This window comes from Ruegeria sp. HKCCSP351, from assembly GCF_017872535.1.
GTDB lineage: Bacteria > Pseudomonadota > Alphaproteobacteria > Rhodobacterales > Rhodobacteraceae > Ruegeria.
Window position 1 is genome coordinate 569,359 of sequence record NZ_JAEDOV010000002.1, and the last position, 26,570, is coordinate 595,928.

25 protein-coding genes are annotated in these 26,570 nt (G+C 57.1%); 18 read left to right on the forward strand and 7 right to left on the reverse strand.

Features of this window, described 5'->3' with window-relative positions:
- Positions 1 to 55 precede the first annotated feature (55 nt).
- On the reverse strand, positions 56 to 2,089 hold the full coding sequence (locus tag I9182_RS06730) for an FAD-dependent oxidoreductase (RefSeq protein ID WP_209597449.1): 2,034 nt from the start codon (positions 2,087 to 2,089) through the stop codon (positions 56 to 58).
- A 103-nt stretch (positions 2,090 to 2,192) separates the two neighbouring features.
- On the opposite strand from I9182_RS06730, the gene paaG reads away from it, so the two are divergent.
- The 4 genes from paaG to I9182_RS06750 are packed head-to-tail and all read left to right on the forward strand — an operon-like array spanning position 2,193 to position 5,341.
- The gene (paaG, locus tag I9182_RS06735) at positions 2,193 to 2,978 is read left to right on the forward strand and encodes a 2-(1,2-epoxy-1,2-dihydrophenyl)acetyl-CoA isomerase PaaG (protein ID WP_209597451.1); all 786 of its coding nucleotides are present in this window, start codon (positions 2,193 to 2,195) and stop codon (positions 2,976 to 2,978) included.
- A gap of 2 nt (positions 2,979 to 2,980) precedes the next feature.
- Positions 2,981 to 3,406 (forward strand): hydroxyphenylacetyl-CoA thioesterase PaaI, encoded by a 426-nt coding sequence (gene paaI / locus I9182_RS06740; protein ID WP_209597591.1) that lies wholly within the window; start codon positions 2,981 to 2,983, stop codon positions 3,404 to 3,406.
- 24 nt (positions 3,407 to 3,430) lie between these two features.
- Positions 3,431 to 4,741, forward strand: a complete 1,311-nt coding sequence (gene paaK, locus I9182_RS06745; protein ID WP_209507547.1) for a phenylacetate--CoA ligase PaaK — start codon at positions 3,431 to 3,433, stop codon at positions 4,739 to 4,741.
- A 3-nt stretch (positions 4,742 to 4,744) separates the two neighbouring features.
- The gene (locus tag I9182_RS06750; RefSeq protein WP_209597453.1) at positions 4,745 to 5,341 is read left to right on the forward strand and encodes a TetR/AcrR family transcriptional regulator; all 597 of its coding nucleotides are present in this window, start codon (positions 4,745 to 4,747) and stop codon (positions 5,339 to 5,341) included.
- A gap of 145 nt (positions 5,342 to 5,486) precedes the next feature.
- Here I9182_RS06750 and hpaH read toward each other — a convergent pair whose 3' ends face one another.
- The 6 genes from hpaH to I9182_RS06780 are packed head-to-tail and all read right to left on the reverse strand — an operon-like array spanning position 5,487 to position 11,398.
- Positions 5,487 to 6,287 carry a 2-oxo-hept-4-ene-1,7-dioate hydratase gene (gene hpaH / locus I9182_RS06755; protein WP_209597455.1) on the reverse strand — a complete coding sequence of 267 codons (801 nt, stop codon included), beginning with the start codon at positions 6,285 to 6,287 and terminating at the stop codon, positions 5,487 to 5,489.
- Positions 6,284 to 7,138, reverse strand: a complete 855-nt coding sequence (locus tag I9182_RS06760) for a fumarylacetoacetate hydrolase family protein (RefSeq protein ID WP_209597457.1) — start codon at positions 7,136 to 7,138, stop codon at positions 6,284 to 6,286. The genes hpaH and I9182_RS06760 overlap by 4 nt, the downstream gene beginning before the upstream one ends.
- Entirely contained in the window at positions 7,135 to 8,532 is a 1,398-nt protein-coding gene (locus I9182_RS06765; RefSeq protein ID WP_209597459.1) for a pyridoxal-dependent decarboxylase, read from the reverse strand. The genes I9182_RS06760 and I9182_RS06765 overlap by 4 nt, the downstream gene beginning before the upstream one ends.
- Before the next feature lie 58 nt (positions 8,533 to 8,590).
- Positions 8,591 to 9,433, reverse strand: a complete 843-nt coding sequence (hpaD, locus tag I9182_RS06770; protein WP_209597461.1) for a 3,4-dihydroxyphenylacetate 2,3-dioxygenase — start codon at positions 9,431 to 9,433, stop codon at positions 8,591 to 8,593.
- 54 nt (positions 9,434 to 9,487) lie between these two features.
- Complete coding sequence (hpaE, locus tag I9182_RS06775; protein WP_209597464.1) at positions 9,488 to 10,996, reverse strand: 5-carboxymethyl-2-hydroxymuconate semialdehyde dehydrogenase; 1,509 nt, start codon at positions 10,994 to 10,996, stop codon at positions 9,488 to 9,490.
- 3 nt (positions 10,997 to 10,999) lie between these two features.
- Positions 11,000 to 11,398, reverse strand: a complete 399-nt coding sequence (locus I9182_RS06780) for a 5-carboxymethyl-2-hydroxymuconate Delta-isomerase (RefSeq protein ID WP_209507540.1) — start codon at positions 11,396 to 11,398, stop codon at positions 11,000 to 11,002.
- Positions 11,399 to 11,510: 112 nt separating this feature from the next.
- Between I9182_RS06780 and hpaR the strand changes: the two genes are divergently transcribed.
- The 14 genes from hpaR to I9182_RS06850 all read left to right on the forward strand — a co-directional run bounded on the left by hpaR (position 11,511) and on the right by I9182_RS06850 (position 26,544).
- Positions 11,511 to 11,951, forward strand: coding sequence for a homoprotocatechuate degradation operon regulator HpaR (gene hpaR / locus I9182_RS06785; RefSeq protein ID WP_209507539.1), 441 nt, complete (start codon positions 11,511 to 11,513; stop codon positions 11,949 to 11,951).
- A gap of 276 nt (positions 11,952 to 12,227) precedes the next feature.
- Positions 12,228 to 13,028, forward strand: coding sequence for a transporter substrate-binding domain-containing protein (locus I9182_RS06790; RefSeq protein ID WP_209597466.1), 801 nt, complete (start codon positions 12,228 to 12,230; stop codon positions 13,026 to 13,028).
- Positions 13,029 to 13,100: 72 nt separating this feature from the next.
- Positions 13,101 to 13,763 (forward strand): amino acid ABC transporter permease, encoded by a 663-nt coding sequence (locus tag I9182_RS06795; RefSeq protein WP_209597468.1) that lies wholly within the window; start codon positions 13,101 to 13,103, stop codon positions 13,761 to 13,763.
- 11 nt (positions 13,764 to 13,774) lie between these two features.
- Positions 13,775 to 14,437 carry an amino acid ABC transporter permease gene (locus I9182_RS06800; protein ID WP_209507536.1) on the forward strand — a complete coding sequence of 221 codons (663 nt, stop codon included), beginning with the start codon at positions 13,775 to 13,777 and terminating at the stop codon, positions 14,435 to 14,437.
- Entirely contained in the window at positions 14,434 to 15,156 is a 723-nt protein-coding gene (locus I9182_RS06805) for an amino acid ABC transporter ATP-binding protein (RefSeq protein WP_209507535.1), read from the forward strand. The genes I9182_RS06800 and I9182_RS06805 overlap by 4 nt, the downstream gene beginning before the upstream one ends.
- Before the next feature lie 37 nt (positions 15,157 to 15,193).
- The gene (locus tag I9182_RS06810) at positions 15,194 to 16,153 is read left to right on the forward strand and encodes a dihydrodipicolinate synthase family protein (protein WP_209597470.1); all 960 of its coding nucleotides are present in this window, start codon (positions 15,194 to 15,196) and stop codon (positions 16,151 to 16,153) included.
- Entirely contained in the window at positions 16,144 to 17,076 is a 933-nt protein-coding gene (locus tag I9182_RS06815) for a proline racemase family protein (protein WP_209507533.1), read from the forward strand. The genes I9182_RS06810 and I9182_RS06815 overlap by 10 nt, the downstream gene beginning before the upstream one ends.
- Positions 17,077 to 17,142: 66 nt before the next feature.
- Positions 17,143 to 18,393: an FAD-binding oxidoreductase gene (locus tag I9182_RS06820; RefSeq protein ID WP_209597472.1), complete on the forward strand. Its 1,251-nt coding sequence runs from the start codon at positions 17,143 to 17,145 to the stop codon at positions 18,391 to 18,393.
- 15 nt (positions 18,394 to 18,408) lie between these two features.
- Entirely contained in the window at positions 18,409 to 19,509 is a 1,101-nt protein-coding gene (locus I9182_RS06825) for a cis-3-hydroxy-L-proline dehydratase (protein WP_209597474.1), read from the forward strand.
- An 8-nt stretch (positions 19,510 to 19,517) separates the two neighbouring features.
- Positions 19,518 to 20,543, forward strand: a complete 1,026-nt coding sequence (locus tag I9182_RS06830; RefSeq protein ID WP_209597476.1) for a proline racemase family protein — start codon at positions 19,518 to 19,520, stop codon at positions 20,541 to 20,543.
- Between the two features lie 226 nt (positions 20,544 to 20,769).
- Positions 20,770 to 21,450, forward strand: a complete 681-nt coding sequence (locus I9182_RS06835) for a GntR family transcriptional regulator (RefSeq protein WP_209507529.1) — start codon at positions 20,770 to 20,772, stop codon at positions 21,448 to 21,450.
- Positions 21,451 to 21,521: 71 nt separating this feature from the next.
- Entirely contained in the window at positions 21,522 to 23,036 is a 1,515-nt protein-coding gene (locus I9182_RS06840; protein ID WP_209597478.1) for an aldehyde dehydrogenase (NADP(+)), read from the forward strand.
- A gap of 298 nt (positions 23,037 to 23,334) precedes the next feature.
- Complete coding sequence (locus I9182_RS06845; protein WP_245222517.1) at positions 23,335 to 24,279, forward strand: FecR domain-containing protein; 945 nt, start codon at positions 23,335 to 23,337, stop codon at positions 24,277 to 24,279.
- Between the two features lie 45 nt (positions 24,280 to 24,324).
- On the forward strand, positions 24,325 to 26,544 hold the full coding sequence (locus I9182_RS06850; protein ID WP_348540385.1) for an adenylate/guanylate cyclase domain-containing protein: 2,220 nt from the start codon (positions 24,325 to 24,327) through the stop codon (positions 26,542 to 26,544).
- Positions 26,545 to 26,570: the final 26 nt, after the last annotated feature.

Genomic DNA, 26,570 nt, shown 5'->3' on the forward strand with positions numbered 1-26,570 from the left:
CTGTGAAACATGAGTCAAGAATGCGTTAATGGTCACTTTTGTAACCATCAACATGTTAATTATTTTCAATACATCCCGCGACGTGCCATGAACCGGGGCTTTCCTTGGCAACGGCTTCCATCATTGCCTGCGACGTGCTGGTTCCGATTTCCTTGCAATAGTTCATCGGCCCGCCGCGCCAGCGCGGAAAGCCGTAGCCGTGAATTTGAACCATATCGACGGCTTCCGCGGACTCGGCGATCCCCTGCTGAATGATCAACGCGCCCTCGTTGGCCAGCACCGCCAAGATGCGCGACACGATTTCGTCCTGCGCGTATGCCCGCCGCGTTATGCCCTGTTCAGCCGAGTAGGACTCGATCAACGCCTCCACTTCGGGATCGCGGATCGGTTCGCGATGATCCACTTCATAGCGATACCATCCTTTGCCTGTGCGTTGGCCAAGACGACCCATCTCGCAAAGTTGGTCAGCGATCGTCACATGGCGTTCGTTCGGGTCGCGGGTTGCGGCATTGCGTTTTCGGTTGGCCCAGGCGATTTGGAGGCCTGTCAGATCTTGCAGCTCGTAAGGCCCCATGGGCATCCCGAAAGCTCGCATTGCCTGGTCCACCTGATAAGGCAACGCCCCATCCGCCAGCAAATAATCAGCCTCGCGCCGATACGCAGCCAACATCCGGTTGCCAATAAAACCATCGCAGATGCCCGACAGGACAGAAACCTTGCGAAGCCTTTTTCCAAGCGCAAACCCGGTAGCGACAACTTCGGGCGAAGTTTGCGGCGTATGCACGACTTCCAACAGCTTCATGACATGGGCAGGGCTGAAGAAGTGCAGACCAATGCACCGCGATTGATTTTCGATACCTGCGAAGATCTCGACCGGGCTCAAGTACGACGTGTTCGTGGCCAGAATCGCGTCACGCTGCATATGGCAGGCCAATTCTGCAAAAACCTGTTGCTTGACCGATAAGTCTTCAAACACAGCCTCGATAGCCAACTGAACGTCGGCAGCTTCGGAGTAGCTGTCCACGGCGCAAAACGCGGCAAGGCGTTCCTGCAGCTGTGCTTCGGACATCTTGCCCCGCTTGACTGCCCCCTTTAACAGCCCCTCAACCCGATCACGGGCTGCGGCCGCTGCTTCCATATCCCTCTCGATCAGAGTGACCGAAAGACCACCATTCAGGGCAGCGGTCGCGATCCCTGCCCCCATCAACCCGCCACCGACAACTGCGATCCGGCTGATATCGCGCGGGGTGACACCTGCGATAAACGAAGGTCTGGCCACCTGGCGCTCGGCAAAAAAGGCGTATCGCAGGGCGCGGCTTTCAGGGCTTTGACGCAGTGCCAGATGGCGCGCACGCTCTTTCGGCTGTGCGACAGCAAAAGGTTCGGACGACCAGCTGAGCGCGGTCAGGTTTTCCAGCGGTGATTGCTGACCCCTGGCGCGTTTTTTCAAAGCCTGACGGCTTGTCTTCAGAAGGTCAGACGCGACATTGCCAACGGGCCGTTGACTGACAGGTGCCGGGCGCTTTGGCAGGTTGGCGACAAAATCCAGAATAGCCGACATTGGGTTATCGGCAATCAGGTCAATTCCCCCGAGATTGGCCATTTCTTCCGCTTTCAGGATTTTTCCCGAACAGGCGATGTCGACCGCCGCTTCCATTCCAACAAGGCGCGGCAATCGCTGCGTGCCCCCCGCCCCCGGGATCAGGCCCACATTGACTTCCGGCAGCCCAAAGCAGGTGCCCGGCGCTGCGACCCGCCACGCGCAGGCCATGGCAATTTCAAACCCGCCACCCAACACGTTGCCGTGCATACAGGCGATAAACGGCACATTACTGTCTTCGATTTTTTGAACAACATCAGGCAAATGCGGCTCAACCGGAGCCGCGTCAAACTCGGACATATCACCGCCCGCGATGAATGTCCGACCGGCGCAGCACAGGACGGCAACCCGAGCTTTCTGAACTGCGTCGACCGCGTCGGCCAGACCCTGCCGAACGCCCGTCGAGGTTGCGTTCACCGGCGGGTTGTCGACCGTGACCCAGGCCACGTCGCCCTTAAAGTCAACACTCACCAGCGACGGTTGCGGCATTTGCATTCCCTTTGATCAGTCCAGATTCGGTTTGGGTTTATATATTGACCAACCGTTCGGTTAATGCAATGATTAAGTTGTCACGGGAACAGATGAGACAGCCATGAGCGATACGATCCTTGTACATGATCACGGAAACTGGGTTGAAATAACCCTGAACCGCCCCGACAAGCTGAACTCGTTCAATGAGGAGATGCATCTTGCCCTTCACGACGCGCTGCAGAGCGCGCGCGAAAATGGTGCCCGCGCGATTTTGCTGACCGGCGCAGGGCGCGGTTTTTGTGCGGGTCAGGACCTTGGAGACCGCGATCCCTCGAAAATGGATGGCCCGCCCGACCTGGGCAAAACTGTACGCACTTTCTATGCCCCTCTGGTGAGACTGATCCGGTCTTTGAATTTCCCGGTTGTTTGTGCCGTAAACGGCGTGGCCGCGGGCGCGGGCGCAAACCTTGCACTGGCCTGCGACATGGTTTTGGCCGGGGAAAGCGCAAAGTTCATTCAAAGCTTTTCTAAGGTCGGGCTGATTCCGGACACAGGCGGCAGCTGGCACCTGCCCCGATTGTTGGGCGAGGCGCGCGCAAAGGGGCTGGCCCTGACAGCATTGCCCCTAACCGCCAAGCAGGCCGAAGACTGGGGGTTGATCTGGAAAGCGTTGCCCGATGATCAGCTGATGACCGAAGCACGCGCTCTTGCCGCGCAACTTGCCAACGGCCCCACCCTTGGGTTGGGCCTGACCAAGCAGTGCATTCAAACAGCAGCCACCACATCCTTGTCCGATCAGCTTGAAATTGAAGCGGACGCAATGAAAACCTGCGGGGAAAGTGCTGATTACGCCGAAGGCGTGTCCAGTTTCCTCGAAAAACGCGCACCGCATTTTCAGGGAAGATGATGATGACCCCAAAAGAACGCGCCCAAAAATCCGCAGCGGCGATGTGGGCCAGTGACGAAGCCAGTAAATGGTTCGGGATGGAGCTTGTCGAGGTCGATGAAGGGCACGCAGTCCTGTCCCTGACTGTTGCGCCGCATCACTGCAACGGACATGGTATTTGCCATGGCGGAGTCACGCACGCTCTTGCTGACAGTGCTTTCGCCTTTGCCTGCAACAGCCGGAATGTTGCAACTGTAGCGCAGCATACGATGGTCAGCTATCTTGCACCGGGACGGAAAGGTGACTGCCTGACTGCTACCGCGACAGAAGTGAACCTGTCCGGTCGCAGCGGCATCTACGACGTCCGCGTCATCAATCAAGACGATACTCTGATCGCTGAGTTTCGCGGCATGTCCCGCACCATTGGCGGCCAGAATTTTCAAGAATAGTTTCGTGACTGGAGGAGTTACGCGATGAAAGACCTTTCCCCCAACAAAGCGGACCTTGACCCGATCGAAATCGCCTCGATCGACGAAATTCGCGCCACACAGCTTGAGCGTCTGAAGTGGTCCTTGCGTCATGCTTATGAAAACGTTCCGATGTACAAACAGCGCTTTGACGAGGCTGGCGTGCATCCTGACGATCTTCAGCAGCTTTCGGATCTGTCAAAGTTTCCGTTCACGTACAAAAACGATCTGCGCGACAACTATCCGTTTGGCTTGTTTGCAGTTCCGCGTAGCGAGATAATTCGCCTGCACGCGTCCTCCGGCACGACAGGCAAACCGACGGTGGTTGGCTACACAAAGAATGACATCGACAATTGGGCTGATCTTGGCGCGCGGTCTCTGCGGGCATCTGGGCTGCGCAAGGGCGACATGGTGCACAATGCCTACGGCTATGGGCTGTTCACCGGTGGGCTAGGTGCCCATTACGGGATCGAACGCCTTGGCGCGACCGTCGTCCCGATGTCGGGCGGGCAAACCGAAAAGCAGGTCAACCTGATCAATGATTTCCGGCCTGACGGGATCATGGTCACACCCTCCTACATGCTCAATATCCTTGAACAGTTCCACAAGGCGGGTCTCGACCCACGTGAGAGCTCGCTGAAGGTTGGTGTTTTTGGTGCGGAACCCTGGACTGACGCGATGAGGGCCGAGGTCGAGGCAGCCTTCGACATGCACGCCGTCGATATCTATGGTCTGTCCGAGATCATGGGCCCCGGAGTAGCCAATGAATGCGTTGAAACAAAAGACGGGCCAGTAATCTGGGAGGATCATTTCCTGCCAGAAATCATCGACCCGGTTACCGGGGAAGTCCTGCCCGATGGCGAAACCGGAGAATTGGTGTTCACGACACTGACCAAAGAAGGGTTGCCGATGATCCGCTATCGCACACGCGATCTGACATGCCTGCTGCCAGGGACAGCGCGGTCCATGCGCCGGATGGCAAAGATCACCGGCCGCAGTGACGACATGATGATCCTGCGCGGCGTCAACGTCTTCCCCAGCCAGATCGAGGAACAGGTCATGGCAACGGGCGGTCTTGCCCCCTATTACCAGATCGAGCTCTACAAATCCGGTCGCATGGACGCCATGCGGGTCTTTGTTGAATCTTCCCCAGATTCCACCGACGAGCTGTCGAAAACAGCCGCTGCACGGATGCTGACCAAGCGGATCAAGGACGTCGTTGGCGTTTCAACCGAAATTGTAGTAGGTGACCCCGGCGACGTCGAACGCTCTCAGGGCAAGGCGAAGCGCGTTGTAGACAATCGCGATAAGGACTGAGCCGTGGCCCGGACAATTGCCAAAGACCACGACCAAAAGCGGGAACAGATCCTGAAGATGGCGGCAAAAGTGTTTGCCGACCAGGGATTTGACCGTGCTTCGATGACCCTTTTGGCCAAAGAATGCGGGATATCGAAAGCAAACATATATCACTACTATGACAGCAAGGATGCCATCCTGTATGACATCCTTGAAACGTACCTGCGTGAGTTGCGGGACCGGATTTGCAATGTTGATCTGGACGGCCTTAGCCCCGAACAGAAATTGCGCAAAGCAGTGCGCGAGATCCTTTTTGCCTATCAAGGTGCAGATGACGAGCACCGGGTTCAGATCAGCGGCATGAGCGCATTGACCGAAGAACAGCAAAAACGTCTGCGGGGCTATCAGCTTGATCTGGTGAACTTTGTACGCGACATACTTCTGGAAATGTCGCCCGGATCCTTTGACGGCGCCAAGGACAAGCTTCGCGGTGCGACGATGTCAGTCTTTGGCATGTTGAACTGGTATTACATGTGGAACACCGGCGCAGGCGCTAAAGCCCGCGAGGATTATGCCGATCTGGTGAGTACCCTGACCATGCATGGTGTGCAAAAGCTTTAGGTTGTCCCCTCTGGCAAAACGACACCCGGGCTTTGTCAGGCGCGATATTCAAGATCTCGGGACAGGCCGGCAGGGTCACACAACATCCGATCAGCAGGCTTCCAGCCTTCAATGCTGCCCTGACGGCTTTCCCAGAGACAGCCTTTCAGGCAAAGTTGATATCGACTGCGCCGAACGGCCCGAAATCCGTGTGAATTTCTGTGCCCGGGGGGCACTCGACAGGGCGGATAAAACTGCCGGACAAAATAACCTGCCCCGGTTCTACGCTTTGTCCATATTGCGCCATGCGCCGGGCCAGCCAGACAACACTTTCGACAGGATCATTCAATACGCCGGCCCCTAGGCCGGTTTCCTCAATCTCACCGTTGCGGAAGGTCAAGGCGCCAACCCAGCGCAGGTCGAACGCGTCGATCGCATGCCGCTCGGAGCCCAGCACAATGCCCGCATTGGCGGCATTGTCGCTGATCGTGTCAAAGACGGTTCGGACCTTGCCAGTCTCGGGGTCCTGACGCTGAATACGTGTGTCCAGAATTTCAATCGCTGGCGCGACGTAATCGGTGGCGGATATAATAACGTCGCGGCTCACATTCTCGCCACCAACGGCGGATTTCATGACAAAGGCGATTTCAGCCTCGATTCGGGGCTGGATGAATCGGCCTGCAGGGACCGTACCACCGTTTTCAAACGCCATATCATCAAACAGGATGCCGCTGTCGGGAATGTCGATGTTCAGCGCATATTGCATCGCTTTCGACGTCAGACCGATCTTCCACCCGATGACCCTGCGCCCCTCGGCCAGTTTCTGGTGATAGATGGCATTCTGCACCTCATAGGCGTCGTCCATACCCATCTCGGGGTGGCGCAGGCTCAGCAGACCGATCTGGTCGCCGGTGCGTTCGGCCTGAAGCAGGTCGGCTGCCGCGCGGGCGTGCTCTTCCGGCGTCATATCTTCTCATCCTCGACCGTGTTGCGCAGGGTGCCGATACCTTCGACGGAAACCTCGATCACGTCACCCGGTGCAAGATATTTTGGCGGGTCAAAGCGCGCACCCGCTCCCGTAGGAGTACCGGTTACGATAATGTCACCCGGTTTCAGCGTCATGAAGGTCGAGATATACTCGATCTCGCGTCGGATCGGGAACATCATGCGGTCAAGGGTGTCGTCCTGGCGCAATTCACCATTGACGCGGGTCTGAATGCGGGCGTCATCTAATTGCGCCGGATCGGTGAAGGGCTCCAGCCACGGGCCGATCGACCCTGAATTGTCCCAGTTCTTGCCCTGAGTCACGTTGAACTTGGCATGGCGCACCCAATCGCGGATCGTGCCTTCGTTGCACAGCGTCAAAGCGGCGATGTGGTCATAGGCTTCGTCCTGCGAAATCCGGCGGCCCGCCTTGCCGATCACAATGGCCACTTCGCCCTCGTAATCCAGCGTGTGGTTTTCCGGCGGACGGATCAGCGGGCGGTTGTGGCCGGTAAAGCCGCTGGCAAAGCGCGGGAACAGTGACATATTTTCCGGCTGCGCGCTGCCATCCTTGTATTCCGCATTCCTGTCAGGGAAGTTCACGCCGACGCACAGAATGCGGCGGGCATCCGGCATCACCATTTCATAGGTGAAATCCGAATGGGTCACAGGCTTGCCCTCGGCCACCGCAGCCAACCGGCCAAACTCACCGGCAGCGATAACCTCATACAGGCTGGAAAGCCCGGGAAAATCACTGTTCAGAGCGATTGCGCCATCATCGGTAATCGCGCCAAAGAAGGTATCCCCTGCAGCACTGAACGTCGCGAACTTCATAACAGGCTCTCCCAGACATCGCGGATGACATCCGCCGCCATAAGCACGTCATCGCGAGTTGTATCGAATTGCCCGACCTGAAAGCGGATGATCTTGCGGCCATCGAACATGCCTTGCGTCAGGTAAATTCGGCTATCGTCATTCAACGCATCCACCAGCCGCTGCTGCGCGGCGTCATCCCCCGGACAGCGAAAGGAAAACAGGCTTAGGATCGGGCCGGTGGTGATCTCAAACCCCTCTATCGCACCGATCTTTTCTGCAACTTCATTGGCCCAAAGTACATGGTTGCGAATACGGTCCCGCAACCCGTCGAGACCATAAGAGCGCAACAAGAACCAGATCTTTAGTGCCCGGAACCGTCGACCCAAGGGGATGGTCCATTCTGAATAATTCGTCACCTCTGCCCCGGTGGTCTTGAGGTATTCCGGTTCGATCTTAAGCGTGTTGAGCTGTGGCGCGGCGTCCCGCAGAAACTGGATCGCGCAATCGAACTGCGCCCCCATCCATTTATGTGGGTTGAAGACAATGCTGTCGTAACGGTCCACTCCCGGCCAAAGGGCCTCTCGAAACTCAGGGCAGATCATCGCCGACCCCGCCCAGGCCGCGTCAAGATGTGTGTAGAGGTCATATTTTTGCGCAATCTCAGCGACCGCTACCAGATCATCGCAGGCCCCGACACCAGTACCGCCCGTGATTGCAATGATACCGGCGGGAATATGTCCGGCCGCGATATCACCCTGAATTGCGGTATCTAGAGCCCCAGTATCAATCGCAAAGGTCGGACCACCTGTAGGTAGTTTCACCAGATTGTCCTGACCGATCCCCGCAACCCAGCAAGCCCGATCAATCGATGAATGCACCTGATCCGAGCAGTAGATGCGCAGTGCGCCCTTGGCGTTCAGGCCTTCGCGGTTTCCGGTAAACCCTGTGGCCCGTTCCCGCATGGTCAGAACAGCCGACAACGTGGCGGATGATGCACTGTCCTGAATAACTCCGGTCATACCTTCGGGCAACCCAAGCGCCTGCCGCAGCCAATCGACCATGACCCCTTCGACCTCGGTCGCAGCTGGCGAGGTCTGCCACAACATGCATTGCGCCGCGATTGTGGTCACCAGCATTTCAGCCAGCATCGACGGGGGCGCTGCGTTGGCCGGGAAATAGGCAAAGAACCGGGGATGTTGCCAATGTGTAATACCCGGCATCACAATCCGTTCGAAATCGGCCATGATGGCTTCCATCGGCTCGCCACTCTCGGGGGGTGATACCTTTAGCTGGGCAGCGATTTGTCCTGGTTTTGTCTGTGCGCGAACAGGGCGCTCGGCAAGAGTTCTGTGATAGTCGGCCGCCCATTTCGAGATGTGCTGACCCCAATGCGAAAACGCGTCCCAGTTCATTTATTGACTTTCCTTTGTGACGGGATCGCCACTGAATCTTAGTGTTCGATTGTCCGGTTCACACCGAAAAGCTGACATTTGCCTGACCCGTGCCAGAGCTGCCGAAATACGGGGTGTAGATGTTGATCTCACCCTTGTAGCTGCCCCAACCCAGTGCTCCAAACAGCAAAGCGGTGTCATTCATTGCACATTCGCCTGTACATTTCTTTGCATAGTCCGGAAGCATCTCAAGAAACTCTTCAAACCTTCCCTGTTCCCAAAGCTCCAGAACACGCATATCCATCTGGCGATTAAATTCTCCGTTCACCGCATTGAGCCCTTCAACTGAGCGTTCATTCGGTGTGAAATCATGGCTGAGTGAGCCGGATGCCAGTATGGAAACGTTCCGGTCGGAACGCCGGATACCTTCAGCAATGGCCTCACCCCAGACGCGGTTTTCCTGGATCGACGAGAACTGGTTGACTGCAACGGGCAAAACCCTGGCATTCAATCCATCGTTAATGAAATGCATAGGCAGAAGTGTGCCGTACTCCATTCCCATATCGGGGTGCGAATGGCCAAGTGCCCGCTCGCCGCGCTCGCGCAAAACATCAAGGATGGTTTCGCCCAATGCGTGGTCGCCGCGATAGTCAAACTCCATATCCGCTAGCATATGCGGCAGTTCATGACTGATGAAGCGACCTTTGTGGTGCTCTTTGGTATTCAGGTGAAACCCCTGATTGGTGATCCAATGGGTGTCGAAAACAAGAAAGGTCTCGACCTCGCGATCTATCGCGTCCTGGCGCAGGCGCGCATACCCATCAATGGCAGACTGCCGGATGCCCTTATATTTCGGCATCGTGTGGGACATCCAGATACTTGGCACATGCGTGATCTTTGCGGCTTGTACGATCTTTCCCATGACAGTTCCTCCTCGTGTGTACCGACGTCAGCGTACCGCGGCCTCCTGCCGGTTTCACTGGCCCAATTGCATGATTTTGTGTTGGCCAGTTGCGAATCCGATATGCTTTTGTTCCATGTAGAACTCGAAGCTCCAGTTGCCGCCGTCGCGGCCGATACCGGATGCTTTGACGCCGCCGAACGGGGTGGGCAGGTGGCGGACGTTTTCCGAGTTCACCCAGATCATCCCGGCTTCTAGCTTGTCGGTGAACCGCAAGGCGCGGGTCAGGTCATTGGTCCAGACATAGCCGGTCAGACCGTATGGTGTGTCGTTGGCGATCTGCAGCGCCTCGTCCTCGGTCGAGAATGGGATCGAGGTCAGAACCGGGCCGAATATCTCTTCGCGCGCGATACGCATCTGGTTATTGGCATCGGTAAACAGGGTTGGGCGAATGAAATACCCTGTGTCGCCCACCTTGACACCTCCGGCGGCGACAGTCGCACCGTCTTCTTTGGCGATGTCAAAATAGGAAGTCACCTTGTTATAGTGCTCCTCGGTCACCAGGGGCCCGATCTCGGTCGCAGGATCCAGCGGATGACCGACCTTGATGGTGTTGACCCGTTCGATCAGCTTTGCCTCGAACGCGTCCTTGATGGTGTCCTGCACCAGCAGGCGCGAGGATGACGTGCAGCGCTCGCCATTGATCGAGTAGATCATGAAGATCACCGCATCCAGCGCCCGGTCGAGATCGGCGTCGTCGAACACAACAACCGGGTTCTTGCCGCCCAGTTCCAGATGCATCCGCTTGAGCGTATCGGCACCTTGTTTGGTGATGATGCTGCCGGTGCGGCTTTCACCGACAAAGGCGATCGCCTTGATCAACGGATGCTCCGTCAACGCCTTACCCGCATCGGGGCCGAACCCGTTCACGGTGTTCAGCACACCCTTGGGCAGCCCGACCTCTTCGGCGATCTCCACCAGCAGGCGAGCGGACAGCGGAGAATCTTCGGCCGGTTTGTGAACCACGGTGCACCCGGCAGCCAAAGCAGGTGCGATCTTCCATGTCGACAGCATGAACGGCGTGTTCCACGGCGTGATCACGCCCACCGGACCGATCGGTACGCGCGTGGTGATGTTCATCAGGGTCGGCGACTTAAGGTGCTGACCGTCCCGCGCCTGGACCACCTGATCCGCGAAATACCGGAAGTTCTCGGCCCCCCGCAGTGCGGCCTTGGACATAAAGCGCAGGGTCTGGCCCGTGTCCCAGCATTCACACAGCGCGATTTCCTCGGCACGGGTCTCGATCGCATCGGCAACGTTCAGCAAGATGCGGCGGCGCTCGGTGGCAGGCTTGTCACGCCAATCGGAAAATGCGGCATGAGCGGCATTGGCGGCAGCGTCGATATCCTCGGCAGTGCCATGGGCGACATCGCAGATCACCGACTTGTCGACGGGAGATGTGGATTGGAACACCCCTGCGGAACCGTCGCGATCTTCGCCCGCGATCCGGTTTTTGATGCCGGTTTCCTTAAACCGGACCAGAAAGCCCGCCAGCTTCTCGATATTCGTACCCAGTGCGCTCATGGATCAGGTCTCCTGGTTGGTGGCGCCCAAATGGTGCCGGATCGTGCCGGTCTTGGGCGAAAGGTCTGGGTCAATGTCACGCATCTCAAGCGAGAGAGCGATGGAATGTCCGGTGAAGGCGGGGGACAGATAGGCCTCAACCGCCTCAAAAATGCGCTGCGTGGCGTCCCGTTTGACATCCTTAGGCCGGCCCGCTCTCAGGCGGATCGAGATATCGACAAACCCGTGCGCCGGGTTGCCGTCAGCGATGGCATAGTGATCAACCCGCGTAGCCCGAACACGAATTCCGGCCATAGGAAACGCCTCAACCCCTGCAGCGGTGGCCCGTATGCATTCGCACAGACCGTCCATGTCGATCTTGTCTTCCAGATTGCCGGAATACTCGACGTGGAAATGCGGCATAGCCTTCCCTTTCTGCGTATTTAGTTAACATGTTTATTATTCACAAAGCCGCACGTCAAGAGATTGCCTTGTTAATCTTTGCAATTGCCATTGCAGCATTCTAGAAAACCGCATGACCACGCAAAGCCACATCAAAAGCACCGCCCGCTCCCTTCCAATCGCACTGTTGCGCGCGCGGGAAACCGTCATGTCCCCGATCCGGGATATGCTGCAAAGCATTCATCTGACCGAACAGAAATGGCGCGTCTTGCGTGTGCTAGATGAGCTTGGTGAAGTGGAGCAAAGCACAATCGCTCACGAGGCATGTCTGCTTCTTCCTAGTGTGACGCGCATCCTGCGAACGATGGAGGCCGAAGGCCAGATTTCACGCCGTCGGGATAGTGATGACAAACGTCGCACCATGGTCACGATCACCAACGCAGGCCGATCTATTCTTACGGACAACCTAGCGGCTTCGCTTGCGATCACCGGCAACATCGAGGCACAAATGGGACAGGAAAAGTTGGATCAACTTCTGGATCTGCTCGAAGAATTGCAGGCCGTCAGAACCTGAACCAGCGCACTTGACCTCAGTGGTCGCTAATGCGGTTCTCTGTAAGGAACCCAATTACCGCTTGATTGGAAGTGTCAGGCGGTCTTACCGGCTGAAATTCGCCTCACGACGATAACGCACCCCTTACGGGCGCGGTAAGTCAGTCTTTTCAAGACCATCACCACTCCAAGATGTCCTTGTCACCACAAGAAGGTCGTCGAGGTCAAAACAAAATACTGGATGTTGGATACAATATCCGTTACTCCTCTGCGTATTGATTGATTCAGGGAGGATCACATGCTCAAGAAACTCGCCGCACTGGCGGCCCTCACCACTATCTCCACGGTTCCTGCGATGGCGGACACGCTGGACGATGTCGTAGATCGCGGGACATTGCGCTGCGGTGTAGTGTTGGATTTTCCGCCAATTGGATATCGCGACGCCAACAACGAACCGGCGGGTTTTGACGTGGAATACTGCAATGATCTGGCCGCCGCCCTTGAAGTTGACGCCGAAATCCTGCCGCTGACCTGGGCAGAACGCCTGCCAGTGATCGTCACCGGACGCGCAGACGTTGTGTTCGGAGCAACCTCGGACAGCCTCGAACGGGCGCGGACCGTGGGCTTTACCATTCCTTACGCCATCTATTATGCGCAGGGTGTGGTGAACGCGGAAAGCGGTATTGAAACCTTCGAGGATATCCGCGGCAAGCGCGTGGCTGCCGCGATCGGCACCGTACCCGAGCAGGAATGGCTGAAGATCGCCGCCGAATGGGGTGAAGAAGGCAATTACCAGGGCTACCAGTCCGAGAATGAGGTGTTCCTGGCGGTGGCTCAGGGCAAGGCCGATATCGGCATTACCACAAATACTGCCGTGCTGCCGATTACCCAGCAATATGACACCGTTGTTGCCGGTCCTCGTATGCCATGGACCACCGACTACACTTCGGTTGTCGGCAAGCGTGAAGATGTCACCTGGCTGAACTTCCTGAACCTGTTCGTGACCCACCAGGTGCGTTCGGGCCGCTATCAGGAGCATTGGGGAAAATATGTCAGTGGCGAAGCCCCCGAGCTGCGCATTCCCGGCGTAATGTACTGACTCTTTCCTGCTCCATGCTTTCGTCCGGCTATGGCCGGGCGAAAGGACCAGTAGATTGCGCGAGGAACACCCGTGTTCGACTATAAATTCCATTGGCGGCCAGTGATGAAAAGCCTGCCGGACCTGCTTGAAGCATCGCTGCTGACGATACAGGTTGCCGTGCTGGCAATGGTCCTTGGCATCATCATCGGGCTTTGTCTGGCGCTGACGCGACTGCACCTGAAAGGGCCGCTTTACTGGTTCGCCTCAGCCTGGGTCGAACTGGCGCGTAATACTCCGGCGTTGTTCCAGCTATTTTTTTTCGGCTTCGGGCTTGGTGCCTTTGGCCTGCATCTGTCGCCGTACTTCATCGTGCTGGCCGGACTGACATTCAATTGCGCCGGTTATCTGGCTGAAAACTTTCGCGGCGGCTTTCAGGCCGTCCCCGAGACACAGTTACGCGCGTCGCGATCGCTGGGCATGACCGCGTGGCAGGCCTACACACGCGTCGTGATCCCACAGGTGTTTCGCATTGTCTATCATCCGATCACGAACCAGATGGTCTGGGCTGTTTTGATGTCCTCGCTGGGCATGCTGGTCGGCTTCCGGGAGCTGTCGGGCGAGACGCAGTTCTTTGCCTCGCGCACTTTCCGCATCTTTGAATATTTTGCCGTCACCGCGGTCATTTATTACGTGATCGTCAAAATCATCCTTCTTGCCTCGCGCCTGCTGGCGTCCCGGCTTTTCCGCTACTGAAGGAGGCACAGATGCAACCCACTGTCAGCTTCTTCAGCGGCTTCAACATCAACGATCTGTGGTTTCTGGGCGAAGCCGCGCTGCGAACGCTCTGGATTTCAGTACTTTCGATTTCCATAGGAACGGTCATTGGCGTGGTGTGCGGATGGCTTCTGTACGAGGGCAAACTGGCAGCGACCCTGACGTTGGCTCCGGTTCTGGATATTTTCCGGTCGGTCCCTCTGATCATCCAGCTGGTGCTGTTTTATAACTTTGCACCTATTGTCGGGCTCAATCTGGACCCGTTTGCTTCAGGCGTGGTGATCCTGTCCATCTATACGGCAGCACTGGTTGCGAATGTGGCGCGCGGCGGGATTGAGGCCGTCGGTGATCCGATGCGTCGCGCCGCGCGCAGTCTGGGCATGACCTATTGGCAGGATCTGCGCTACGTCGTCTTCCCGATCGGTGGGCGCGCGGTGTTCCCCGCTTGGGTTGGGGTCGCGCTGGGTGTGATGAAGGACAGCGCGCTGGTCTCGGTTCTGGGCTATGTCGAGCTGCTGAAGGCCAGCCAAATCCTGATCACCCGCACGCAGGAACCGTTCCTGATCCTGACAATCGCTGGTGCGTTCTATTTCGCGCTCAGCTATCCGATTTCGCGTTATTCTGCGTCGCTAGAAAAAAGGTGGGCCCAATGATCGAAATACGCGACCTGCACAAGTATTTTGGATCGCTGCATGTGCTGAAAGGCATCGATCTGGATGTGCAGAAAGGAGAAGTTTTGTCGGTGATTGGCGCGTCAGGCTCCGGAAAATCGACCCTTCTCTATTGCATCAACGGGCTGGAACCGATCCAGCAGGGATCGGTCCGGGTTGATGGCATTGATGTTCATGCAAAAGGCACCGACATCAACAAGCTGCGCACAAAGCTGGGGATGGTGTTCCAGCAATGGAACAGCTTTCCGCATCTGACAGCACTGGAAAACGTTGCTTTGGCCCCGAAGATTGTCAAAGGCAAGTCGAGGGACGAGGCGCGTGACATTGCCGCAAAGCAGTTGACCCATGTAGGGTTGGGCGAGAAGCTGAACGTCTTCCCCTCGTCCTTATCGGGTGGTCAACAGCAGCGACTTGCCATTGCCCGCGCGCTGGCGATGGAGCCGGAATACATGCTGTTTGACGAAGCAACCTCGGCGCTGGATCCTGAACTGGTGGGCGAAGTTCTCGACACGATGCGGCTTTTGGCCGAAGAAGGGATGACAATGATTTGTGTCACGCATGAGATGGGTTTCGCTCGTGATGTATCAGACCGGGTTGCTTTTTTTCATCAGGGCGTGATGGAAGAGATCGGCCCGCCCGCCCAGATTTTTAGCGAAGCCCAATCCGAACACACCCGCAAATTCCTGGCGAATGTGCGATAAGAGCCCCCGCCCCAAAACAATTAGGAAGGTCACCTTCATGTCCCAGAATATCTTCACCGGCACCATGCCAGCCCTGATGACCCCCTGCAAACCGGACCGGACACCGGATTTCGACGCGCTGGTGAAAAAGGGCAAGGAAATGATCGCAGCGGGCATGTCTGCCGTAGTCTATTGCGGCTCGATGGGCGACTGGCCTCTCTTGTCGGATGCCGAACGGATGGAAGGTGTCGAACGTCTGATCGCGGCCGGACTGCCCGTTGTCGTCGGCACCGGTGCGATAAATTCGAAATCCGCCGTGGCGCTTGCCGCGCATGCGCAAAAGGTTGGTGCGGCAGGGCTTATGGTGATCCCGCGTGTATTGTCGCGTGGATCGTCCATCGCGGCGCAGCGTAACCATTTCAAAGCGATCCTGTCGGCTGCACCTGATATCCCGGCAATCATCTATAACAGCCCGGTTTACGGCTTTGCGACGCGCGCCGATCTGTTCCTGGAATTGCGTGCAGATCATCCGAACCTTGTTGGGTTCAAGGAATTCGGCGGCAAAAGCGATCTGCGCTATGCGGCGGAACACATTACCTCGAAAGATGATCAGGTTACACTGATGGTTGGTGTGGACACCGAGGTCTACCATGGCTTCGTCAATTGCGGCGCCACCGGCTCGATCACGGGGATCGGCACTGCTTTGCCTAAGGAGGCACTTCTGCTGGCGGCCCTGTGTCAGAAAGCAGCTGCCGGTCATGCCGAGGCCCGCCTTCGCGCGCGGGAACTGGAAGAAGCCTTTAGTGTGCTGGCCAGCTTTGACGAGGGCACCGATCTGGTACTGTATTACAAACACCTGCTGGTCCTGAACGGCGAAGAGGAATACCGTTTGCACTTCAACGAAACCGACGAGTTGACGGATGCCCAGCGCAACTATTGCGAACAGCAATACCACCTGTTCCGCACTTGGTTTACCGATTGGTCCGGCCAAGGCGGGGTCATTGCTGAATGCATGTGATTGACAGTCACACCGGAGGAATGCCTACGCGGGTGATCCTCGACGGCGGCCCCGATCTGGGGTCCGGCCCACTGGCCGAGCGTGCACGACGCTTGGCCACCGAGCATGAGGCGTTCTACAAATCCATCTTGTTGGAACCGCGTGGGCAGCCCGGTATGGTGGGGGCGCTTCTGGTCGCGCCCGAAGATTCTGGATGTGAGACCGGCGTGATCTATTTCGATGCGGATGCCGTTCTGGGCATGTGCGGGCATGGCACCATCGGTTTGAGTGTCACTCTGGCCCATATGGGTCGGATCCGGCCCGGCACGCACCGGGTGGAAACGCCGGTCGGGGTCATCTCGGTGGAGTTGCTGGACGCCAATACCGTGCGCGTCACAAATGTCGAGAGCCGGCGCGTGCGGGCAGCTGTGCAGATTGAGGTTGACGGCCATGGGTCAATCACCGGCGATCTTGCATACGGTGGGAATTGGTTCTTCATTGTTGATCCCAGCCCGATCCCGGTGAACCCGGGAAACATTCGTGCGTTGACCGATTTGACCATAGCCATACGTCAAGCCTGCATCGCACAGGGGGTGCGTGGTGAAAACGGGGAACTGGTCGACCACGTGATCCTACAGGATCAATCCCCCAACAAGGATGTTCACAGCCGCAACTTTGTACTGTGCCCGGACAATCAATATGACCGGTCGCCCTGCGGTACTGGCAGTTCGGCGCGCCTCGCCTGTCTGGCGGCAAACGGGGCGCTGGAAGCGGGGGAAGAGATTGTGCAGGAAAGCGTGATCGGCAGCCCCTATGTGCTGAGCTACCAACCCGGCCCGAACGGGGGTGTCATTCCCACCCTGACCGGGCAGGCACATATCATGGCGGAAGCCAGATTGGTTTTCGCGCCGAATGATCCGTTCCGAGATGGCATCGCGTTTTGAAATCAAGTCCGGGGACAGACGCTGTTCGGTCCCCGACCCCCCAGCACGATTTGAGAACCTATAACCATGCAGCATGATACCAAGACGGACATAGTTGTGATCGGTGCTGGCATCATTGGCATCAGCGCTGCGCTGGAACTGCAAAAGCGCGGCAGGAACGTGCTGGTGCTGGACCGTGAAGGCGTCGCAGCCGGGGCGTCAAAGGGCAATGCCGGGGCCTTTGCCTTTACAGATATCGTGCCGCTTGCAACCCCGGGGATCATGCGCAAAGCGCCGAAATGGCTGCTTGATCCGCTGGGGCCTTTGTCGATCCCGCCCGCTTATGCGCTGAGTATTGCACCGTGGATGCTCCGGTTCTGGCGGGCCAGTTGGCGAGATCGTTATGCTGCCTCACTGTCCGCACAGGCCGCGCTGATGAACCACAGCCGCGCCGCGCTGGAGCGCCAAATCGCGTATGTTGACGGCGAGGCGCTGATGCAGCGCCAAGGCCAGTTGCAGTTGTTCGAGAGTGAGAGCGAATTCCGTGCCAGCCTGCCCACTTGGGACCTGCGCAAGGACCATGGCATCCCGTTTGATCTTCTGGACAGTCCGAATGCTATTGCCGAAATTCAACCCGGACTGAACCGGCGATTCACCCATGCGGGTTTTACCCCGACATGGATGAATACCGTCGACCCGGCCCACTGGACCGAGCATCTGGCGGCACAGTTCATCGCGCACGGTGGACAGGTAAAGATCGCGGAGATCACGGCACTGAAACCAACCGATGATGGCGTGCGTCTTGCCACAGACAACGGCGACATTTCGGCAGGTCAGGTGATTGTTGCCGCCGGAGCCTGGTCACACCAACTGGCCAAATCCCTAGGGGATCATATCCCGCTTGAGACCGAACGGGGTTATAACACGACCCTGCCCGAAGGTGCTTTTGACCTGCGCACGCATCTGACCTTTGGGGGGCATGGGTTTGTGGTGACCCGGATCAACGGCGGTGTGCGCATCGGTGGCGCGGTCGAACTGGGTGGATTGAAGCTGGCCCCGAATTACCGGCGCGCTGACACGTTGCTGGCCAAGGCCGGGCGCTTCATGCCAGACCTTAACCTAGAGGGCGGCACGCAATGGATGGGCTTTCGCCCGTCACTGCCCGACAGCCTGCCAGTGATTGACCGATCTTCGCGCGCACCAGAGGTGCTTTATGCCTTTGGCCATGGTCATCTGGGGCTGACCCAATCCGCAGGCACGGCCGAACTGGTGGCTGATCTGGTCACTGACGCCAAGCCGGTGCTCGATATGTCACCTTTCTCATCCACACGCTTCTAATCTGGAGAACACCTTATGAAAATCACCGGGCTGAACGTATATCAGGTCGATCTGCCGCTGAAAGAAGGCCGCTATAGCTGGTCCAACGGCAATTTTGTCGAAGTGTTTGACAGCACCGTTCTGGAAATCATCACGGATGAGGGGTTGAAGGGCTATGCAGAATGCTGCCCGCTTGGCTCGGCCTATCTGCCGTCTTTCGCGCTCGGCGTCCGAGCCGGGCTTGCAGAACTGGCCCCGCATTTGATCGGGCAGGACCCACTGAATATCGGTCAGATCAACCGCACGATGGATGCGGCCTTGCGGGGCCATCCCTATGCCAAGGCTCCGGTGGATATTGCCTGCTGGGATCTGCTGGGCAAGGCCACGGAACAGCCGCTTTACACCTTGCTGGGGGGCGCTGCGCAGGACGATGTGGTGCTTTATCGCGCGATCAGTCAGGAAGCACCTGAGATCATGGCCAAAAAGATCGAAGGCTATGCCGCCGAAGGCTACACCAAGTTTCAGCTCAAGGTGGGTGGCGAGGCCAATGACGACATTGACCGTATCCACGCCACCCGCGCCGTTCTGAAAAAGTCGGACCTGCTGGTTGCGGACGCCAATACCGGCTGGACCCGGCACGAGGCCGCACGCGTGGTGGGCGCGATTTCGGGTCTGGATGTCTATGTGGAACAGCCTTGCCTGACCTATGAGGAATGCGTGTCGATCCGCCGCCGCACTGCATTGCCTTTTGTGATGGACGAGGTGATCGACACCCCCAACACGCTGGTCCGCGGCATTGCCGAAGACGCAATGGATGTGATCAACCTGAAAATCTCGAAAGTCGGAGGGTTGACCAAAGCCCGTCTTATGCGTGACCTCTGCGTGGCGCACGGCATCCCCATGACGATCGAAGACACCTGGGGCGGTGACATCACCACGGCAGCCATCGCACATCTGGCCCGTTCAACGCCGTCCGAATTCACATTCTCTGCCACGGATTTCAACTCTTACGGCACGGTGGACATTGCCGAGGGTGCGCCAAAGCGTGTCAACGGCCGGATGACCGCACCCGCCCGTCCGGGTCTGGGTGTTACACCGATTTTTGACGCTCTGGGCGAGCCTGTCGCACAATATTGAGAGTTCCGATGCGAAGCAGCAAAACCGTTCATGTCATTTCAGCCCATGCAGAAGGCGAAGTAGGCGATGTTATCGTTGGGGGCGTCGCCCCGCCACCGGGCGATACCTTGTGGGAACAGCGCAGCTTTGTCGCCGGCGACCAGACGCTGCGCAACTTCGTTCTGAACGAACCTCGGGGCGGTGTTTTCCGTCATGTAAATCTTCTGGTGCCCCCGAAACACCCCAAGGCGGACGCGGCTTTCATCATTATGGAACCCGAAGACACACCGCCCATGTCCGGCTCGAACTCGATATGTGTTTCAACCGTATTGCTGGATGGCGGGATCATTCCGATGCAGGAACCCGAAACTCATATGGTGCTTGAGGCCCCGGGCGGGCTGGTTCATGTCCGGGCAGAATGCAGCGGTGGCAAAGCGCAACGCATTTTCGTGCAGAACCTGCCCAGCTTTGCCGATAAACTGTCCGTCCCGCTTGAGGTGCCCGGATTGGATACGATCATGGTTGATACTGCTTATGGGGGTGACAGTTTTGTCGTGGTCGATGCACAGGCGTTGGGGTTCGAAATTGTCGAACATGAGGCCCGTGACATTGCCCGATTGGGGGTGAATATCACCAATGCAGCCAATGAACAGCTTGGGTTTTCGCATCCTGAAAACCCGGATTGGGACCATATCTCATTCTGTGCTTTCTGCGGACCGCTGAGCCAGACCGAAACCGGATTGACCGGAAAATCTGCCGTGGCGATCCGGCCCGGCAAGGTTGATCGGTCGCCTACGGGTACAGCGGTTTCCGCACGCATGGCGCTGATGGCTGCAAAAGGGTTGATGTCGCCGGGTCAGACATTCGAGGCGGTTTCGATCATCGGATCACGGTTCACCGGCCGGATTGTCGATACCACCGAAGTGGCGGGCCGCGCCGCGATTGTCCCCGAAATCAGTGGGCGCGGCTGGATCACCGGCATTCATCAACTCATGCTTGACCCGGATGACCCCTGGCCTGGCGGGTATCGTTTGTCGGACACCTGGGGTGTCTGATTAAACAGTGCATTGGCCGCGCCCACACTCAGGGAAAGGCGGTCACAGAAGGTCCCATTCGCACTTGGTCATACCTCGCTGTCTCAGCAGGGTTGAATCAACGTGGATATTGGATGCATTATAGACCGAGTGTCCTTAATCAGCTTTCCGAGTGGTCGAGCCGCGGCTTAGCTTGGAATAACCGCCAGTAACCGGTAGCTGTACCCAAACAAGTGGCAGGAAGAACATGGCAGGAAAGCGCGCAATAACCAAGCAAAGCCTACCAGATGTCATCGCGAACGATCTTCGTGAGCGGATACTGAATGGTGAACTTGCCGAAGGTGAAGCTATTCGCCAGGAAGCTCTGGCCGAGGAATACGACGTATCGCGGATGCCCATCCGCGAAGCCCTAAAGCGTCTGAACGCTGAAGGTCTGATTCAATGGGCCAATAATCGGGGCGGATCAGTCACCAAACACTCGCTGAAAGAAATCGGAGAAATATTCGACCTTCGAATGCTTATTGAAGTCGATCTTTTCCGCAGAGCCATTCCGCAGATGACATCTGCCGACTTCGCACGATGCAACGAGATATTGACACAGATGGAAGCGTCTTATGACGAGAATGACGTCGGGAAGTGGGGGATCCTGAACTATCAATATCACTCCGCCCTCTACGCGGCGTCACAGAGGAAACTGACAAATGAATTGCTGGATCGCGTCAATCTGCAATCTGACCGCTATGTCCGAATGCATCTGAGCGTGATGAAACAGCGGGAACCGGCGAAAAAAGAGCATCGAGAACTGTTGAAACTGGCGCAAGCAGGGAACGTTGACGAAGCCTGTGACATGCTGATGCGGCACATCCGGCGAACAAAGGAACAGTTGCTGGAAATGATCGTAGCAAAACGCGCCATGGAGGAGACCTAACAGGGCGCTTGATTGCCCCTCAAAATTGGATACATTATCCATTAACATAGAATCGAAAATATGGAACCTTCATGACCTGCTCCCCCCATGGCAAGCACCTCATCGCTGGAAATTGGCTTTCAGGTGACACGTTTTTTCAGTCACAGCCCGCTTTTGGACCGTCGCACCGTTTTTCGGTGGGGCGCTTCCAGGATGTTGATGCGGCTGCAAAAGCTGCCGAAGAAGCGTTCTGGAGCTATGGTTTTTCGACCCGGGAAGACCGAGCGGCATTTCTGAATACCATCGCGGATGAGATCGAAGCCCGCGCCGAGGCAATTACTGAAATCGGCACGCAGGAAACCGGCCTGCCCGAGGCCCGTCTGCAAGGAGAGCGGGGTCGCACATCGGGCCAACTTCGCTTGTTTGCCACTCATATTCTGAGTGGTGAGTATCTGGATCGGCGCCACGACGGCCCGTTGCCAGACCGCTCGCCGCTGCCGCGCCCGGATCTGAAAATGATCCAGCGCCCTATTGGCCCTGTCGCCGTATTCGGTGCTTCAAATTTCCCTTTGGCCTTTTCAACCGCAGGCGGTGACACCGCGGCCGCCTTGGCTGCTGGGTGCCCCGTTGTCGTAAAAGGGCACAGCGCCCATCCGGGCACCGGTGAGATCATAGCCGAGGCCATACATGCTGCCATCGAACGCTGCAAAATTCATCCCGGTGTTTTCAGTCTGATTCAGGGGGGTGACCGGACAGTAGGTTCCGCTTTGGTGCAACACCCGCTGATCAGGGCTGTCGGGTTCACTGGCTCATTGGCTGGTGGTCGGGCACTGTTCGATCTGTGTGCCGCGCGTCCTGAACCAATCCCGTTTTTCGGTGAACTTGGCTCGGTCAACCCGATGTTCGTTCTCGATGCTGCGCTGACGAACCGGGGCGACAATATTGCTCAGAACTGGGCAGGGTCGCTGACCATGGGTGCAGGTCAGTTCTGTACCAACCCCGGGGTCGCCGTAATGCTGGCGGGTGCAGCAGCGGACCACTTCGCTGAGACCGCGCGAACCGCCCTGTCAGAGACACCCGCGCAGACCATGCTGACCGACGGCATCGCCGACGCTTATCGAGCCGGTCAGGCAAGGATCGCCAACACGGCAGGTGTGCAGGAGGTTCTGACCTCTATGTGTGAACAACGCACCGCGTCCCCTTACCTGTATCGCACCAATGCTGTGAACTGGCTGGCAAACGAAACCCTTGGTGAAGAGGTTTTTGGCCCGCTGGGCGTTATCGTGACCGCCGAAACGCCTGACGAAATGCGGGCCGTCGCGCACAGTCTGCAAGGTCAGCTGACCTGCACCCTGCATATGGATGATGCGGACTTGGACACCGCGCGTTCCCTGATGCCGATCCTCGAGCGCAAGGCCGGGCGTGTTCTGGCCAATAGCTTTCCCACGGGCGTCGACGTCTGCGACAGCATGGTGCATGGCGGCCCCTACCCCGCTTCGACCAATTTCGGTGCTACCTCTGTCGGCACATTGTCAATCCGGCGGTTTTTAAGACCCGTATGTTACCAGAACATGCCTGACGCATTGTTGCCAGAACAATTCCTCTGAATTTTCGGCTAAACACACCCATAACGTCATGGCTCATCGCGGGGCAAGCGATGAGCCGGGTGCCCAATGCTCTCATTTGATGGAGGCTGCACTTCGGCCTGTTAAGTGGGGAGGCTCACGTCGGCCTTAACGCAGAAATTCACGATCAAAAAATCTCTTGCTACAAATACATGCCATAATGCATATTTAACGTTAGCATTTTTGACTATTTGAATAAGAATAACACATTTTTTGGGGCAAAAATCGAGCTTGGCGCGCTTTGCGCTTACTTAGACCCGTTGGGGGAAGGGGCTCTAGTTTGACTTGGTTAAAGATTGTGTTGGTTGTATTTGTTGTCGCGCTCATGCCAGCGCAGGCCCTTGCCAACATCGGGACAGTTATCAGCGCCAAGCAAGGCGCTCAGATCATTCGCGCCGGAAACGCGCAGCCTGTCATTTCAGGAATGGATGTGGTGTCGGGCGATACGATTTCTACAGACCACAGCGGTTTGGTGCAGATCGTATTTGTGGATGAAACCAAAATTGCCGTAGGCCCCAATGCGCATATGGTTTTGGATGTGACCATGCTGCGCGGTAACCGAAAGGCCAAAAGCTTCGCCGTGCAGGCCTTGGGCGGCAGCTTTCGATTCATTTCAGGCAAAAGCAGAAAAAGAGCCTATTCGATCAAGACCCCGACAGCGACAATGGCAGTTCGTGGCACAACCTTCGATATGTGGGTCGTATCACAAACCCAAAGCGCAATGCTTGTCCTGCACGGAACTGTTCAAATGTGCAGTGCACAAGGGTCCTGCAGGTCCACAGGCCGCGTGTGCAGCATGTATGCCACCGGTGGAGGCGGAACAGTCGGGCGGCCCGCTGATCAGGAACAGTATGATCAAGCACTGAAAGAGGGATTCCCATTTATTCAGTCGCAGGAAGGCCTGCTGCCTCCTTTGCAGGTACGGGTTGAGGGGTGTTCTGGCGAAGGGGCGCCCGTGCAACAGGCCAAAGTCGACAGGGCCGACATTCGCAGAACTGCGCCCCAGCCGCGCCGAGTCAGCGTCGCGGCGCCGCCAGCACCTCCGTCAAACCCAGAGCCAGATGTAAAACCAGAACCGGAACCTGAGCCGGAGCCGGAGGAGCCGGAACCGGAACCCGAAGAACCTGAACCGGAACCCGAACCCGAACCCGAAGAACCTGATCGGGAGGAACCAGGTCAGGAAGTTCCAGAGCAGCAAGAATCAAATAGTGAGCTGTTCCGGTAGCGTTGTCGAAAAAGCGGAAATGGACTCACTTGTCCGGAGAACGACGTGAGCGACGAAAAGCGCAAAACCAAGACAGGGAAATGGGCGTTCCGCCTTGTCGGATTGTGTCTGATCTTGGTGGGTTGTTTCATCCGGGTCATGGATCCTTATCCTGTGCGAATGACCCGTCTGATCTATTTCGACGTTCTGCAAAGGTCATCTCCGCGAGAGTTCAATCCTGAACTTCCCATACGGGTTGTAGATATTGACGAAGCCTCTCTGGCCAATTGGGGGCAATGGCCCTGGCCCCGAACACTGGTGGCGCAGATGGTTCAAAACCTGGGTGAATACGGTGCTGCGGCCATCGCATTTGATATGTTGTTCGCTGAACCTGACCGGTTTTCGCCCTCGCGTCTTCTGAACGATCCATCTTTGGCAGGGGTCCTCACAGTGGAACGCCACGCTCAAAAGCTCGATAATGATGTCTTGCTTGGGATGGAAATCGCTTATTGGCCGGTCGTTCTTGGGACTGCCGCACGATTGTCGGCGGAAGGAAACCCCATCACTGCAAAAGCAGGTATCATTGAGTTCGGGGAAAATCCCGCCGCGGGTCTAATTTCAGTTCCTCATTGGACGCCAATTGCGCCTCCATTGGATCGGACCGCTGCGGGTATTGGTGGCGTCAACGTCTCGCCCATCGGGGGAACCGGTATCATGCGCCGCGTGCCGGTTCTTTGGCGCGGGCCGGACGGGCTGTTGCCGGGTCTGTCAATTGAAGCCCTGAGAGTTGCCTTGGGTGAAACCAATATCGTAGCCGAAGGTGCGCAGGACGAAACAGGCATCATGTTGGCGGTTGAGGTCGGGGGATACCGTATACCAACGACAGAAAACGGCGAGATTTGGCTGAGATACCGGCGGGATGCGCCCGAACTGTACATCTCGGCCAACGATATCCTCAAAAGCTCGGATGATGCGGACATTCGGGCGGAAGTTGAGGGGCGGATCATCCTGATCGGAACGTCGGCCGCCGGTTTATTCGATATGCATCAGACAGCGCTTGGAGAGAGCGTTCCCGGCGTTTCAATTCATGCTCAGGTGCTGGAACAGGTCCTGACCAACGAAATGCTAAGCCGTTCGGACGTGACCGCAGCGCAGGAAATGCTTGCCTTCGCCTTTCTCGGGCTTGTCGTGATTGCCGTCATGTCCAGTTTTGGTGCGGTTGCATCTTTCATTGCAGGCGGTGTCGCCGCTGCCGCCGTTCTGATATTGAGTTGGCTGGTCTTTCAAAACCAGTCGGTTTTGTTCGACGCCACATTTCCGCTTGTCGGTGGCATGGCCAATTTCGGGCTGCTGGCAGGGTATCTTTTCCTGTCCAGCGAACGGGAAAAGCGCAAAATCCGGAAAGTCTTTTCTCATTACGTCGCCCCGGAAATCCTTGATGAGATGGAAGCCACCGGGCATCAGCTGCAATTGGGAGGCGAGACGCAGGATATCACAGTGATGTTTTCCGACATCCGGGGTTTTACACCTCTGTCTGAATCCGCATCTGCCACCGAACTGGTCTCGCTGCTGAATGCGCTTTTTTCCAGTATCGGCGACCAGATACTGGCTGAACGGGGAACCATCGACAAGTTTATCGGCGACGCCGTTATGGCGTTCTGGAACGCGCCTCTGCCTGTCGCTGACCACCCGTGCCGGGCGGCACTTGCCGCACTGAAAATGCGGCGCGCTCTGGCAGAGTTCAATGCATCCGACATCATGCGAAACCGCCCCCCTATCGCGCTGGCAACGGGGCTTGCCACCGGGCAGGCCTGCGTCGGCAATATCGGATCGCAGAAACGGTTCAACTATACGGTCATCGGCGACGTCGTGAATGTCTCAGCGCGGATCGAACAATGCTGTCGAACGGTCGACTACGACATCGTTGTTTCAAACGGCGTCCATGAAATCACGCATGGGGATCTGGCCCTGTTAGAGGCCGGGCATGTTGATCTGAAAGGCAAAGCCAACCCGGAACCCGTCTTTGTTTTGGTGGGCGATCAGACCTTGTTGCAAACAGCGGCATTCCAGGATCTCAGGGCTGCACATGCAGAGCTGATTTTTGCGATCACAAATCGACATCCAAACAGCCTGGTCAAGACCTTGTGCCAACAGTGCGAAGAACTGGCTGAAGACATCGAGCCCGGCTTGCGTCAGTTCTACAGGGCGCTGTCCGGTCGTGCCGCTGACTTCCGGTCGAACCTACCATCCGGGCAATTCATGTTCACACGCCACAGTCTTGGATAACCGGTCACATCTTCCGGCGCTTGCAC